Origin of the sequence: Paenibacillus sp. FSL E2-0178, assembly GCF_038593005.1 — a bacterium.
Taxonomy (GTDB): domain Bacteria; phylum Bacillota; class Bacilli; order Paenibacillales; family Paenibacillaceae; genus Paenibacillus_AQ; species Paenibacillus_AQ phytohabitans.
Genome location: NZ_CP151953.1, coordinates 1,752,539 through 1,767,450, shown reverse-complemented (window position 1 = coordinate 1,767,450; position 14,912 = coordinate 1,752,539). Strand labels below are relative to the sequence as shown.

Sequence of the window (14,912 nt, the reverse complement as noted above, 5' to 3'; positions counted from 1 at the left end):
GTATGATTCCTTTTCGATTCCTGCATGCTGCGGATCTGCATCTGGATAGCCGCTTTGCAGGGCTGTCCCATCTTCCGCAGGCCATACGCTCCTATCTCCGGGAGTCCACCTTCGCCGCCCTCGGGCGGCTTGTTGGCGTAGCTATAGAGCAAAAGGTAGATTTCCTAGTGATCAGCGGGGATGTCTATGATGTCTCCGATGCTTCTCTTCAGGGTCAGCTCCGGTTCCGGGAAGCGCTGGAGGAACTCGGGCTGCACGGGATTCAGGTATTCCTGATTCACGGAAATCATGATCCGCTGGACGGCCCGCGTCTGGCAGAGGCACCGCCTGATCATGTTACAGTGTTCGGCGGCAGCGAACCGGAACAGGCTATCGCCCGCCGCAGAGAGGATGGCAGGGAGGTAGCCGTGATCAGCGGAATCTCCTATCCAACTGCCAAGGTGACTGAGAATACGGCGCTGCGGTATAACCGTCAGCCGGGCAGCAGCCTGTTCCACATTGCCCTGCTGCACGGCAATGTGGACGGGGATCTCCAGCATGAGACGTACTCTCCGTGCAGCCGCAAGGATCTGATCGGCAGGGGCTACGACTATTGGGCGCTGGGGCATATTCATAAACGCAGTATTCTGCATGATCGTCCGCCGATTGTCTATCCGGGAAATATTCAGGGACGAAGTATTAAAGAGACTGGCCCTAAAGGCTGCTATACCGTTAATGTGGATGCAGAAGGTGCTGCGTCGCTGACCTTCCATGAACTGGACAGTGTGCGCTGGCAGGTCCGTGAGATCCCGGTGGAGGGTCTGGCGGATGAGGCTGAGTGGACGCGGGCCGTTGAGAATGCGGTTGAAGACCTCCGGGCAGAAACACCTCAGCTGATGTCTGTCGTAAGGTTCCGTCTGACCGGGCGGGGAGCTGTACATAAGGTGCTAACGGAGAAGGGGGCTGCAGATGATCTGCTCGTTGAGCTGCAGCGGAGGGAAACGGTCCGTGCGGAACGTAAGGAGTATGCGGGGCTCGTATGGACCGAAGGCTTCTCTATAGAAACGGGACTGGCTATTGACCGGGGCCGTCTGCTGCTGGAGGACAGCTTCCTCGGCGAAATGCTGCGGCTTGCCGGACGGAGCGGCGGGAACGAGCAGGAGCTGGAGGAACTGATCTCTACCGCGCTAAGGCCGCTAATGGAGAATCAGGAGCTGCGCAAGCTGCTCATGTCCACAGGGAGCGAAGAGAAGCGGGAGTGGCTGGGCAGTGCTGCGGAGCTGGGCATTGTGCTGCTCAGCGGAGTAGAGGAGCAGGCTACTGTGCCGCAGAGTCCTGCGGCAGGAGAAGAGGTTGTGTCTGCCCGGGCCAACGGACCCTCGGAAAGAGACGGAGCCGGCGGATCAGCGGTGAATATGGTGATGCCGGAGGAAGAGGACAGTGACAGGGAAGCGGCAGACCTGACTGTATGGCGGGAGCGGGGGGATGCTGAATGAAAATTGAGTCTTTGCGGATTGACGGCTATGGCCGTCTGGCCCGGCGGGAGATGAAGCTGAACGAAGGGGTCACTGTGCTCTTCGGGCGTAATGAAGCCGGCAAAAGCACTACCCTGCAGTTTATCCGCGCGATGCTGTACGGCATCCCCGGCAGGGCGTATCCTGCCGAGCGGTATGAGCCGCTGCAGGGCGGAACACATGGCGGGGTGCTGAATGCGCGTGACGATACAGGCGCCCTCTGGACGATCCGCCGGTTTGCTTCCGGCGGTGAAGGACCGGGAAGAGGAGAGAAGCTGCAGATTACACTTAGCCATCCGGATGGAACCACTGAGGAGCTGCAGCAGGCTGAGCTGGAGCGCCGCCTGCTGGGCGGCATCTCGCGGAGTATGTTCCGCCAGCTGTTCGCCGTCTCGCTGGACGAGCTGCAGGAGCTTGGCGCGCTGCAGTCCGGTGAGATGAGCAGCTACCTGTTCCATGCCGGGATGGGCGGCGGCGGTGAGATTATGCGGGCTGAGAAACGCTTGGTTCAGGAGGCAGAGAAGCTCTATAAGCCACGGGGCAAGGTGCAGGATGCCGCCAAGATTCTGCAGTCTATTGAGAAGCTGGAACGGGAGGTAGCGGAGAGCCGTTCCTATCTGCCCAGATATAATGAGAATATCCTGGCTCTGGAAGCGGTAGAGCAGAAGCTGTTACAGATGAAAGATAGCCGGGAAACCGCGGCAGACCGGCTGCTTAAGCTGCGGAAGGCACAGGAAATCCGCGAGCTGTGGCTGAAATGGTCTGAAGCCCGGCTTGAGCTGGCAGAGCTTCCGCAGATCGATGCGTTCCCTGAAGCTGGAGTGGACCGCTGGAAGTCACTGGAGGGTGATCTGCGGGGGTTGCAGGGCGCGGCGTTCCGCCTGGAACGGCTGCAGGCAGAGCTTGCGGCTGAGCTTGCCGCGAATCCGCCTGATCCCCTGCTGGAGCAGCAGGGGCCGGCTCTCGAAGCGCTGGACCGCAGACGGGGCAGCTATGAGGACAAGCGCACGGAGCGGCAGCGGCTGACGGGTGAGCTTGCCGCGCTGGGCGAACAGCTCCAGCGTATCCTGCGCAGCATTGGCGCGGGCTGGAGCGCCGCTGAGCTGGCGGGCTTCGCAGCCAGCGCGGCGGACCGGGAAGCCGCGCGGCGCTACGCTGCGTCATTTGCCGGATACGACCGGCAAATGGAGACCAGAGGCGTGGAGCTGCTGAGCCTCCGCGCCAGAACGGCCGCAGCCAGTGCTGCGCTGCAGGCGGCTGAGCGCCAGCTTGCGCGCGAGCACGCGAGCGGCGCAGCGGACTTCGCGGGCATTGCGAAGCGCAGCCCGCGTGAACTGCTGCAGCTGTGGGACGAGCTGCAGCAGGCCGCAGAGCGCTGGCGCGAAGCGCTGCTCAGCGGCTCTGCAGGCGGCGCGGAGGTCCCGCGCCGCAGAGGCACGGCCGCCGGGGACAGCCGCCCCGGCGGGAACGGGCGCCGGGCGCAGCGCTACCGGCGCCTCCTGCAGGCGGGCGCAGCGCTTACGCTGCTGCTGCCGCCTGCGCTATGGCTGACCGGCGCGCCGCCGGTCAGCGCGTGGTCCGCGCTCGGCCTGCTGGCCGCAGCGGACCTGGGGCTGTGGGCCGCCATGCGCGCAGCGGCGGCCGTTAATCCGCCGCCTGCACCGGGCGGCGGGGAGGCAGGCAAGGCCGCAGCGGAGATGCTGCGGCTGCGCGGGCTTTTGCTCTCCGGGGCGAAGCCGGAGAGCGGCATGCAAGATGCCGGCGGGCTGGAGGCCGGGATGAAGGAGCTGCGCCGCCTGATGGAGGCGTGGAACGCCTGGCGCCAGCGCGTCGAACGGCAGACGGCCGAGGTCGAGGCCTGCCGCACGGAGCTCGCGGTGCTGGCCGGACAGGAGCGGGTACTGGCAGAGGAGCTGGACAATGCCGAAGCCAGCTTCACAGAGCTGGCCGCTCGTTATGAAGAATGGCTGCGCCAGCGGGGGCTGCCGGAAGGGCTGTCACCGGACAGCCTGCCGGATATCTTCGCCCTGGCGGAGCAGGGCAATGAACTGCTCCGCCAGCAGGGCAAATTATCCCTCCGGCTCAGCGGACTGGAGTCAGAGTGCGCTGCTTATGAGCAGGAAGGGATGATTCTGCTTAGGGATACTGAGGCTGCTGCCGAGGCCCGCAGGGATCACTCCTCTGTTACTTTGATCTCTTCCGCACATCCCGACTCACAATCGGGCCCGCAGCCGGAGCCCCAAGCGGAACCTCCTGCCGGAGTCCAGGCTTCAACTCAAGCTTCACCGGATTCTCTTTCATTGCTAACCTGGCTGGAGCTGCGGAAGCGGGAATGGGAGGCGCTGAAGACAGAGCTGCTGCGCAGGGAGAGTATAGAGGCGCGGCTGATTGAAGTTCATGAGGAGCTGGCTGCGAACGAGAGGGAGCAGGAGGAGCTGAACGGGCGGAGCAGCAGGCTCCTTCAGGAAGGCGGCGCTGAGGACGGTGAACAATTCCTGCGCCGTTCATCCGCCTGGATGAGGCATAGTGAGCTGACGCGGTCGGTACGGCAGTGGGAGCTGGCGATGTTTGGCGGATGGGAGCAGGAAGGCAAGGCAGAGCTGCTCTTGCTGCTGGAGCATCACGATGCACGGCTGCTTGAACAGGAACGTATGGCGGCGGAAGAAGCGGTGTTGAGCCTGGAGGAAGAACGCAGTTCCCTGCTCCAGCAGCGCGGCAAGCTGCTGCAGGAACGGGAGGACCTGAGGGGGCGGTGCATGGAGGACTCGGCGCTTCAGCAGCTGGAAGAACAGCGGGCGGCGCTGCATAATCTGGCCGGGCAATATGCGGTAACGGCGCTGGCGGCCGAGCTTATGGGACGGACGCGGCGGATCTATGAACAGGAGAAGCAGCCGCAGGTGCTGCAGCTTGCCTCTGTATATTTCTCCAAGCTGACGCATGGGGAGTACCGGCGGATCGTAATGACTCTCGGGCACAAGGAGCTTAAGGCGGAGCATAAAGATGCCGGGCTGATGGACAGCGGGATGCTTAGCCGGGGGACGGCGGAACAGCTGTATCTGGCGATCCGGCTGGCACTTTCAGAGACCATGAGCAGTCAGGTGAACCTGCCTCTGTTCTTTGATGATCTGTTTGTAAATTTTGATGAACACCGCCTGCATGCGGCTCTTGGATTACTTGGCGAATTGTCGGTATCCCGGCAGATTGTGATGATGACCTGCCACCGGCATGTAGCCGAAGCAGTTGCAGGAATTATTCCTGCCGCTGCGGTTATTTCCGTGTAGTCCGGATCACCGGCTTAACCGCCACAATGGTGATGCCCTTACCTCCGCTTCCAGAGGCAGGCGGACCGCTTGGCCGCGGCGGCTGTGACATGGGGGCACGCATCAGCATGACCGCCCACACCAGGCACAGGGCGCCGAAGATCGGGTAGAATACCCCGAGCAGGGAACTGAAGCCGAATTGGCTGAACACATAACAGACCAGCATCAGCAGCGGGGTTACCAGGGCTGGAGCGACCGGCAGGCGCTGCTGCAGTTGAACGCTAACCCCATAGATGTCAGCAACGAAGGTACTGAAGATTTCCATGAAGATCAGCAGCAGAAAAATCGTCTGCACGATGGGACCCAGCCGGAAGGCGATGCTGCCCATCGGAATCTCGAACTGCAGAATTCCCGGCATCTGTGAGCTCATGGCAAAATGGGCTGCCAGCAGCATGAATCCGATTCCGGCTCCGCCCAGAATCCCTCCGCGTACAAGCGCCTGCTCGTCTTCAGTATGCCGGGCCAGCGGAACAAGCACAGCCTGGGCCATGCCGAGATTGAAGGCGGTATACAGGAGCGGAGACATCCAGGCACTGAAGAAACTGTGGTCTGTCGGCAGGAACAGGAATCTTTCTGCACCGGGTACACCCAGCGTATTAAATACAATAATCAGCGACAGAGTAAGCATCAAAGGGACCACCAGGCTGTTGATTTGCAGGATTCCGGAAATGCCGCGCTTCAGGAGCAGGTAGGACCCGAGAATGGTGAGCAGCAGCCCCGCCTGATAGGGCATTCCGAGATGCTCCTTAAAAATAGCCCCGGCACCCGCCAGCATGATGCTGTTCACGCCAATCAGAATAATCATGGTGAACAGGCTGATGCTGGAGCCAACCTTTTCTCCAAACAGATGGCGGTTGAAATCTTCGTAGGAGTCTGCCTCGATCCGCCGGGCGATAATCATCATTTTGGTGCCGAGCCAAATAAATATCGCGGTGGAGAACAGGATGGTCAGCAGGGCCCAGTGGCCGTATCTTGTGAAGAAACGGAGAATTTCCTGGCCGGTGGCGAAGCCGGCACCCACAATGGTGCCAATATAGGTGAAAGCGATCTGCAATGTGCGGACTCGGGACTTCATGGCTCTCCTCCTCTGAATGCTGCGAAGATTTAAATAGCGGTGCGGGCAGGATTGCCTTGTGCAGTCCGCATAGTACAGGTTATGATGAGGAACAGAAGGACATGACTTCCGCCTTGTGAATAAGCTGGTATTACAGTGGAACGTCTGGAATTATAAAGGTAATGGAGGTTCAAAGTCATGGAAATATTGAAACAGCGGATTTTGGAGGAAGGGGTCGTCATTTCGGATCAGGTGCTGAAGCTGGACGGTCTACTCAACCACCAGGTTGATCCGATGCTGACGATGGAAATGGGACGGGAGTTTGCCCGCAGATTTGCTGATGCTGGAGTGACACGCGTAGTTACCGTGGAGTCTTCGGGTATTGCCGTGGCATTTGCCACCGCTTATGAGATGAAGGTGCCGCTGGTCTTTGCCCGGCGCAAAAAAACGCTGCTCGCTGATCCCGATGCCTTATGCGAACGGGTGCCGTCTTTTACCAAAGGGATCGTCACGGACATTATGCTGTCCCGCCAATACATCTCGGAGAATGACAAAATCCTCTTCATCGATGATATTATCGCCAACGGCGACGCCGCGCGCGGCCTGATCAAGATCATCCAGCGTTCCGGTGCCGAACTTGTGGGTCTGGGCGTAGTGGTCGAGAAAAGCTTCCAGGCTGGCGCCCGTACAATCCGGGAACAGGGTATCCGTCTGGAGTCGCTTGTCGATATTACCTCACTTAGTGAGGGAACGATTACTTTTGGGTAAGATTAAAGTGACAAATACAGGAACATAGCCTATTTTTGAAACATCTGCTTTTCACCCTATAAGTTTTCCTTTATAATAAAAATTAGACATGAGAGAGGAGGCGTCACAATGGGGAAAGAACCGGTGACAGAGCAATTTTTTATTGATAAACTAACCGAGGCTAAGGATCACTTCGAACGTGCGCTGGATTGCAAACATACGGAGTTCGACGATTTGTATCCCTATATGATCGAACATCCTCAGTTTTTCTGGTACAAACGCTACGTAGCTTGGTCGGAGCTTCTGACAATCACAAGTTTGTGTGAAGAGCTGTCCTTCAACTGGAGACAGAAATTCACCGATCATCAGGTAGAATATCTGGAACAACGGGTGATGTCCGCTAAAGTTCTTGACTTCTGGTTTGAGAAGAATGAAGCGCTGATATAAGAACTTCATAAGACATACAGACTTACCCAGTTCGTAACTAGACCCGGATGATTTATCATTTGGGTCTTTTTCATGATTCGATTTAGGCAAATATTGGACAAGCTAAGGACAGAGAGGGGAGTAGAACAATTATGATCAGTGATGAACAGCTGGATGCCTACCGGATTTCCGGTGAAAGGATACGTGTTGTGCGGGATGGACTGGAGAGCAATGATGTCAAGGGGATTGTGCTGGCCTGGGATGAGTCCCAGGTAATGATCCGGCGTCCGAATAAGCGTGTTGTGAAGCTGGACCGGAACTACCTGTATCAGCCGTTCAGCGAGCCGAGACCGGAAGCAGATACTTTGTAAAAAGCAAACAGGATTCGCTAGATGCCGTTTTTAAATACAGCTTTACACTCAGCTGAGTACGCTCCAGAGCGTACTTTTGCTGATTTTGCAGGACCCTTACATTGAACTGCCTAAGGAGGAGCATATGAACCATCAGAATAAAATCTCTGTCGTCACCGGCGGTGCTAACGGAATTGGACGCTGTATTACGGAGGAGCTGCTGAAGGCGGGAGCGGTGGTTGCCTGTATAGATACTGATCTTGCGGCCGGACACTGGCTGGAGGAACGGTATGGAGCGGAGCGGCTTTTTTTCTATCAGGGAGATATTGCTGAGCGTTCGGTTATTGAGGATTTCACCGCACAGGTTATCAGCAGATTCGGACACGTGGATTACCTGATTAACAATGCCTGCATCAGCAAAAAAGGCCTGCTGTCGGAGTGCAGCTACGAGGATTTCGAATATGTGCAGCGGATCGGGGTTACTGCACCGTATTATTTGACACTGCGGCTTAAGGAATATTTCGCTCCGGGAGCATCCATCGTGAATATATCTTCAAGCCGGGAGCGCATGTCCCAGCCGGATACGGAGAGCTATACTGCCGCCAAAGGCGGCATCGGTGCGTTGACCCACGGCCTTAGTGTAAGTCTGGCCGGTAAAGTGCGGGTGAATGCGATCAGCCCCGGTTGGATTGATACCACTGCCTATCATGGTACGGGAGAAGCAGCGGCCCCGGTTCATTCAGAACCGGACCGGCTGCAGCATCCGGCCGGACGGGTCGGAACACCGCCGGATATCGCGGCTATGGTGCTTTTCCTGTGCAGTGATGCTGCGGGGTTCATCACCGGGGAGAATATAAATATCGATGGCGGAATGTCCAAGCTGATGATCTATCACGGGGACGAAGGCTGGACGTATGAACCGGGAGGTCGGTCATGAAGCTGCCTGTAATTAAGAATGCGCAGGAGTTAGCTGATCTGGTACGTGAGATCGGTTTCCTTCCGTTATTCCGCTGTGAGATTGATGGTTTCTCCCTGCAGGAGTGTACTCCTGCGGGCTACTGGTTCGTGAAGGATGTGGAAGGACCGTGGGAGTGGCGTGAGGAAGTTGCGGCAGGGGGCGAGATCGCTTATGCGAAGCTTTTTAACAAAAAAGCCGGGTTTATCAGCAAAGCATGGTACCCTGACTTCGCCAATTACCGCAGGGACGGATACGACTTCGACGCCAGATATGATGATGGACTGGCCTCCATGCCCAGCAAACAAATTATGGATGTGTTAATGGAACACAATGAGGGACTGCTCTCCAATGAGCTCAAGCAGCTGGCCGGCTTCGGGAAAAACGGGGCCAAGGGCTTCGATACCGCAATGACGCATCTGCAGATGCAGACCTATATTACAGCCAGCAGATTCGAATACAAGCATGATAAAGAGGGGCGTCCGTACGGCTGGGGAGTCGGGCGGTATGCGCTGAGTGAGCATGTATACGGGGAAGAATGGGTTACCTCGCGTTACGCTGATAAGCCTGCGGACTCGAAGTCACGGATTGCTGAGCATGTGGCGAAGCTGTTCCCGGCTGCGGGGATGAAGGAGATTGAAAAGGTCATTAAGTAGAAGAGCGCTGGGCGCGATACAGATTGAACTTTTAAATTCTTGGTTATGGGTTGCCGTGACTACAGAGAATAGGTGAATTCCGGCCGCTATTGCCGCAAGTAATTCGTATCCCGATATTTGTATCAGAGATCACATTGCTTATAAAAATCCTGCACAGAATACAACATTTTCCTCCGGAATTCGGCCCTAATCCAAAATTGTTGTATAAAAGGCAACATCTCTCTTTGTTCTAGCGGTTTGGTGGAGGAATTATTGTATTTCATACAACAATCTGTCCGAATGCCCAGGTATCGAGGTATCTAAGTTGCAATACGTACAACAATTATGCTTATCGTGTTAATTTAACAATCTCAGGCTCGCTCTGCGGACAACGGGACAGGTATGAGGAAATGGAATGGTTCCGCTTTTGTTCAAATTCAAACTATATGGAAACTGTAGGGATGTGTAGGCACACAAAGAGCCTCGTCCAGTAAATAGGACGAGGCTCTTTGTGGATTAACCAGTAACGGCCTAAAAGGACAAGGCCATCTGCTCGACACGTTCTTCACGGGGAAGAACGGAGGCAAGCTCGGCACCCAGCCCGAGATAAGCGCGCATGCGCAGCATCATCTCATTACGGAAGCCGGGCCATAGGATATGGATATCCCCGGAGTATCCCCGGCAGGTATACTCGGCCGTAACTCCGCGCTGATCCTGGCGGATGGTATTGATCTTCAGCTGATGCGAAGTAAGCTCACGGGTAACCTCCTGCAGCATCAGCGAAGTCTTCTTCGTGGCGCTGGAGACCAGCTCCATGTAGAGCTGGGGAGTCTTGAAGAGACCGCTCTTACCAATAACTCGGCAATCGCGCTCAAACACTTTATGGATAAACGTTAGCAGCAGATAGCTTCTGACAAGGGACAATTCGTCTTTGGTTATATCTTCAGGAAGTGTTGGTGTGATTAGGGTGTTTCTCTTGGTAGTCGCCATATAAATCACCTCATTTATAGTATGCGAACCTTTGTTCTCATTATACATCCTTTGGGTAAGTAAATGCAATATTCATCTTGAAAATTATTGGAAATAATCAAAAATTAAAAAAAGATAAAAAGGTTGACTCTGAAATCCCAGCATGATAAGATCTATCTTGTGACTGCGTAAGCAAGTCAACCTAATATGCGGTCATGGCGGAATTGGCAGACGCGCTGGCTTCAGGTGCCAGTGATAGCAATATCGTGGAGGTTCGAGTCCTCTTGACCGCATCACTGATTTCAACAAAAGACCCGTACATTTTACCTTATAGGTAATGTACGGGTCTTTTGTTGTGGAGAATTGGAAATGAATACAGGCGGAGTCAGTCCAGATGGATCAGTATAGGCATTGTGTTAGGCAACATTTGTCTGGTAATATTATACACATGGAAAATTTTACTGGGAGTTCGATTGTTCAAGTCAGAGAAGAAATGTACGCCTCAACAAAATGGGCAAATAAAAGGAGGTCATTATGTGACTGCTGCAATAATTTTTGCATCAAATAAGTTAGGGGTAGTACATGACGATCAAATGCAGTTGATGCTTGATAAATTTAATTTAGGTAAACTTATTTCTTTCCAAAAAACTGTGAATGGTGCTATGGGACAAACGATGTATGTTTCCTCAAACGAAGGAGAATTTATTCTAAAAGGAAATCCATTGTATCCCGGACAATTCATTGAGGAAAAGTACTTTATAGAAAACATACATAAAAGAACGAATGTAACTGTTCCTACTCCCTATCTAATCGATGATTCAGAAGAGATATTTGGATGGAGCTACTCTTTAATGCCTTGCCTACAAGGCGAACATATGAATTCAGAACATCTAAAGATCACACTAAGTACAGCAGACAAGTTCAAAATAGCAGAATTAATTGCGAAGACTTTAGCTGATCTGCATAGCTGGAAAGTTACCCGCTTCGGCGAACTCGATACCAATAATCTCAATATTGCTGCCTTTGAGGGAAGTTATACGATATGGCTGTATAATCGAATTAAGTTTTGGTTAGAAGATGCTAAGAAGTATTCAGTAATAACAGATGAAGATTTAAGATGGGCCAATTTATTAATGGAGGACTCCAAAGAGGCATTTGATGATTTTACCTCTCCAAGCTTCGTGATGGGCGATTTCAAGCCTGGAAACTTCCTCATACACCCAGGAATGAACAGCTGGGAAATAAGCGGCTTATTTGATTTCACTAATTCATATTTTGGAGACCCTATTTCTGATTTGATAAAGATGATTACGATCTATTTAGATAACGGTGAAGCCGAACTCGCTAGTCATCTTTTAAAAGTTTATTTCGATGGTTCAGAAGAAAAGGAAGCCTTAAAAAAACGTATCAAAGTACATATGCTTCATCAACGAGTCTTGGATTGGGGCTGTGCAAAAGCAATGAATATGGTTACTTGGGATAATGAGTTGCCATTTTCGCATTGGGTAGAGAGCTATACCAATTCAGTTGCAAGTCTACTGGAATGAAATGGATGGATGATGTTATTTTAATCAACTAATCGGCGGAATACTTAATATTATTTTATAAATGTGAAGGAGGAGGTTTTTATAATGAGAGAAAGACGATGGGGGATTGTCAATCCTGTTGGGCTGCCGAACGGCTTGCGGGTTCTTAAAGAAGGTCAGAAAGTTGCATTCGACCTATTCGAATTCCCGAATCTATCAGACTCCCAGCGAAGAACAGCTAAGAATGTGCAAATTTTAGAGGATTGAAGGTGTCATGATCCTAAACAATATGAGGTAACTAAACAATACCAACATTTTTTAAAGGAAGAAGCAATTAAAACCTATCAACTTAAAACCAGCGTTGTCTTTTCTGTTCTCTTTCCGATTTTCTTTGGATTATTACTCGGTTTGCTAAGATTCTTTGAATTACTGCGGAAGACTGGAGAATGGACAATAAATTGGCTTAAACTCTGTATATTCGGCATTCCTTCACTCTATGTCTCTTTACTTCCATTATTATTTTGGTCGGGTCTATCTATTTCTTATTATGATTTACCTTTGGGCTACCTTGTGATCACTCCGGGAACAACAGCTCATACAATTAGCGGTCTGATGTTCGGTTTTTTATTATTCTACGTAATTGAAAGGAAAATCAAAGAAGCGTAGCACCGGGAGTTTCGCATGGTATTCTAATAAAAGGGATTTGACCAGGAGGGACAACGTTGACGGAAATAAAGTATCCAGTTAAAAATCCATCAAGGATTGGAACCATTATAGGCATGATTGCTATGATATCGAGTCAATCTGTTCTTGTAGTGAGATTATGGGATCAGAGTGGGGTATTCTACACTTCGTTAACAGTGGTTCTTTTGGGTTTAGTTCTACTATTACTTGCATTGTACAGAACCTTTTTTAAGAAACTAACCGAGTTATGCTTATCTAATGAGCAAATTATATTAAACGGGAATATTGTTGATTCAAAGGATATTAAAGTGATAATGATCAGGGGTTACTTTAAACCTGTTATTGGGATATTACCTTACAGGAGGAAGATCGTCCCATTGGATATGGCATTCAGGTATTCAAAGGATGAAGATAAAGGTATCTTGGATTTAAAGAGTTGGGCAAAAATGAACAATGTAAAGATGGTCAATAAATCATTTCAAACATGGATATAAGTGCATTCTAAAGTGTTTTTCGGTACGGTCTGCGACCAGAATTATCTTATTCAGAGGACGAGCTTAATCAATGTGACATGCTTGTTCGTTACGCGATTATGTGGTGGACTTGCGGACATGAGGGGCGTTATTTAGGATAAATGTCAAAGAAAGGGCGATAGTTTGAGGGAATAAGTGCATCTCAGTCCGCAAGACTCATAAAACATCCTATTTTCCGGATATAACGTCTCTGGTGTCCGCAAGGAGTAGTGGCAGCATAGACGTATAGTTCGATAACTCAAACCTCAACTAACCAACTAACTCCCAACCCAACCCAACCTCAACCCCTAACCGCGCTCCCAGCTCCACTTCAGCCGTCAGCCGCAGAAGCGCCAACAACTTTCTTCATACCAACCCAAGCTAACACCATCCCTATCAATATCGCTCCAACCCAGCTGTTTTCAATCCATCTATTCCCACCACACGTCATCCATCCGCCATATGTCATTATTAGCCTCAGGTCACCGATCCGCCTCGAATCATCCACTCGGTCTAGCGCCAGCATACCCAGCACTAATTATCCCCCCGTGTGTCCTTCCTGACAGTAACTCCTCCTGATAAGGAGGTATCATGTTAATATCGCACTTTTTCCTGCGGATAAGTCACTGGTTCACCCGGCAGAATCAACGTTTATCAGTGTTTTTGAGGCTGACAAGGCAGTGGAATTCACCGCGCAGAATTGTATTGACGCCTGAGCAACTAACATGTTAATATTTTCCCGAGACAAACTAACATGTCAGTGAGGCTATATAGCATGTTAGCATGTTATTCATATATTCCTATTACAGGAGGTTATTTTGTGGATGTGGCTAATGTTGTAATCGGTTTCATTATGGTTTTATCATTTTTTGGATTGGTGTGGTATTGCGTCAAGGGGTATAACCTCATGGTGGGTTTCTTCGTCATGTCGGTCCTGTGGACCTCGATTGCCCTGATCGGCAATTCTATTCATCCAACCTCCGTTATGGAGGGCAAGACCTTTATTGACGTCCTGACGAACGTCTTCCAGACGGGGCCGGAGAACTACGGTAAAGCGATTCTGGTTAATATCTTCTTCGGCGCCTTCTTCGGCAGAGTCTTGATCGACACAGGAATTGCTGCAACGCTGATCCGTAAGGTGGTAGAGCTCGGCGGAGACAAACCAAGAATTACGATGTCGCTCTTATGTATTGTTACTGCGGTAATCTTCACCTCTATGACCGGTATCGGTCCGGTAATCTCCATTGCCGTAATCGTACTGCCGATCATGCTGTCGCTGGGTATTCCTTCACCGATTGCCCTGTTCTCCTTCATGGGCTCCATTATGGCCGGTATCTTCGGGAACATTGTTAACTTCAAGCAGTATCAGGCTATTTTTGCTACAGCCAATGAAAGTTATGCCAGCTACGACTACAATACATACTTCAAATTCGGCATGATTGCGATGGCTGTCTCCCTGATCGTTGTTCTGGTGGTGTCTAACCTGTCGATGAACAAGAAGGTCTCACGTGCCTGGGCAGCCACTCCGGATGCCGGAGCTACGGTTGATGCCCCTGCAATCTCCTGGATTTCCATCATTCTGCCGGTAATCGGTGTAGTGGTGTTCAAACTCCCGATTATCTTCGGATTTATCGTTGCCGGTCTGTTCGCCTTACTGACCTGCGGCAAGTTAAAGGGTGGTTTTGCAAGCGTTTGCAGAATGCTGTCTAAGCAATTCGCAGACGGGGCCATCGATGTGGCGCCTATGATCGGATTCCTGCTCACCCTGTCCATGTTCAATAATGCGGCAACCTATGCTTCCCCTTATTTCAAAACCTTGCTTGACGGTGCAATGCCTCAGACGGCGTTATTGCTCTGTATCGTATTCGCCATCCTGACACCGCTAGGCTTCTTCCGCGGCCCGATGAACCTGGTCGGTTCCGGTTCGGCCATTCTGGCAGTAGTTGTGGCTACCGCAGCCTGGCCTGTACAGTTCCTGTATCCTTTGTTCGCCATCACTACAGTAGCGCCGCAGCATTTGGACGTTACCCAATCCTGGGTAGCCTGGGGCTTCGGATATACGAAGGTTCCGGCCAAGGAATATATGAAGATGTCCATTCCTACAGGCTGGATTATCGGGATTATTCTCTGCGCGATTGTATTCTTCATGTACGGCAATTTGGTGTAGCACCGCTTATGTCTTAACAGAACCGGCTGCTGCGTCCCTGTCCGTCAGGAGCCGGTTATTCAACCTTCAGTACA

The 14,912-nt window shown here is 52.0% G+C and carries 13 protein-coding genes and 1 tRNA gene; 12 read left to right on the top strand and 2 right to left on the bottom strand.

What is annotated here, in order from left to right:
• Positions 1–2 precede the first annotated feature (2 nt).
• Both MHI42_RS08095 and MHI42_RS08090 read left to right on the top strand, forming a co-directional pair.
• Positions 3–1,475: a DNA repair exonuclease gene (locus MHI42_RS08095; RefSeq protein ID WP_342423441.1), complete on the top strand. Its 1,473-nt coding sequence runs from the start codon at positions 3–5 to the stop codon at positions 1,473–1,475.
• The gene (locus MHI42_RS08090; RefSeq protein WP_342423440.1) at positions 1,472–4,774 is read left to right on the top strand and encodes an AAA family ATPase; all 3,303 of its coding nucleotides are present in this window, start codon (positions 1,472–1,474) and stop codon (positions 4,772–4,774) included. The genes MHI42_RS08095 and MHI42_RS08090 overlap by 4 nt, the downstream gene beginning before the upstream one ends.
• Here the strand turns inward: MHI42_RS08090 and MHI42_RS08085 are convergent.
• On the bottom strand, positions 4,761–5,888 hold the full coding sequence (locus tag MHI42_RS08085) for a hypothetical protein (protein ID WP_342423439.1): 1,128 nt from the start codon (positions 5,886–5,888) through the stop codon (positions 4,761–4,763). The two genes, MHI42_RS08090 and MHI42_RS08085, sit on opposite strands and share 14 nt — an antisense overlap.
• 177 nt (positions 5,889–6,065) lie before the next feature.
• Here MHI42_RS08085 and MHI42_RS08080 point away from each other — a divergent pair, with 177 nt between their 5' ends.
• The 5 genes from MHI42_RS08080 to MHI42_RS08060 all read left to right on the top strand — a co-directional run bounded on the left by MHI42_RS08080 (position 6,066) and on the right by MHI42_RS08060 (position 9,001).
• Complete coding sequence (locus MHI42_RS08080) at positions 6,066–6,635, top strand: xanthine phosphoribosyltransferase (RefSeq protein ID WP_342423438.1); 570 nt, start codon at positions 6,066–6,068, stop codon at positions 6,633–6,635.
• 108 nt (positions 6,636–6,743) lie between these two features.
• Entirely contained in the window at positions 6,744–7,061 is a 318-nt protein-coding gene (locus tag MHI42_RS08075) for a hypothetical protein (protein WP_039309077.1), read from the top strand.
• Positions 7,062–7,192: 131 nt separating this feature from the next.
• Positions 7,193–7,411 (top strand): hypothetical protein, encoded by a 219-nt coding sequence (locus tag MHI42_RS08070; protein WP_076244252.1) that lies wholly within the window; start codon positions 7,193–7,195, stop codon positions 7,409–7,411.
• 124 nt (positions 7,412–7,535) lie between these two features.
• Positions 7,536–8,327: an SDR family oxidoreductase gene (locus tag MHI42_RS08065; RefSeq protein ID WP_342423437.1), complete on the top strand. Its 792-nt coding sequence runs from the start codon at positions 7,536–7,538 to the stop codon at positions 8,325–8,327.
• Positions 8,324–9,001: a hypothetical protein gene (locus tag MHI42_RS08060; protein WP_342423436.1), complete on the top strand. Its 678-nt coding sequence runs from the start codon at positions 8,324–8,326 to the stop codon at positions 8,999–9,001. Before MHI42_RS08065 ends, MHI42_RS08060 begins: the two co-directional genes overlap by 4 nt.
• Positions 9,002–9,511: 510 nt before the next feature.
• On the opposite strand, the gene MHI42_RS08055 is transcribed toward MHI42_RS08060, so the two are convergent.
• Positions 9,512–9,970, bottom strand: a complete 459-nt coding sequence (locus tag MHI42_RS08055) for a hypothetical protein (protein ID WP_042135775.1) — start codon at positions 9,968–9,970, stop codon at positions 9,512–9,514.
• 188 nt (positions 9,971–10,158) lie between these two features.
• On the opposite strand from MHI42_RS08055, the gene MHI42_RS08050 reads away from it, so the two are divergent.
• The 5 genes from MHI42_RS08050 to MHI42_RS08030 all read left to right on the top strand — a co-directional run bounded on the left by MHI42_RS08050 (position 10,159) and on the right by MHI42_RS08030 (position 14,838).
• Positions 10,159–10,242, top strand: a tRNA-Leu gene (locus MHI42_RS08050).
• A gap of 243 nt (positions 10,243–10,485) precedes the next feature.
• A complete protein-coding gene (locus tag MHI42_RS08045) occupies positions 10,486–11,496 on the top strand; it encodes an aminoglycoside phosphotransferase family protein (protein WP_342423435.1) in 1,011 nt (336 codons plus the stop codon).
• A gap of 84 nt (positions 11,497–11,580) precedes the next feature.
• Entirely contained in the window at positions 11,581–11,742 is a 162-nt protein-coding gene (locus MHI42_RS08040; protein WP_342423434.1) for a hypothetical protein, read from the top strand.
• A gap of 455 nt (positions 11,743–12,197) precedes the next feature.
• Positions 12,198–12,653: a hypothetical protein gene (locus tag MHI42_RS08035; protein ID WP_342423433.1), complete on the top strand. Its 456-nt coding sequence runs from the start codon at positions 12,198–12,200 to the stop codon at positions 12,651–12,653.
• An 838-nt stretch (positions 12,654–13,491) separates the two neighbouring features.
• On the top strand, positions 13,492–14,838 hold the full coding sequence (locus MHI42_RS08030) for a citrate transporter (RefSeq protein ID WP_081956470.1): 1,347 nt from the start codon (positions 13,492–13,494) through the stop codon (positions 14,836–14,838).
• Positions 14,839–14,912 lie beyond the last annotated feature (74 nt).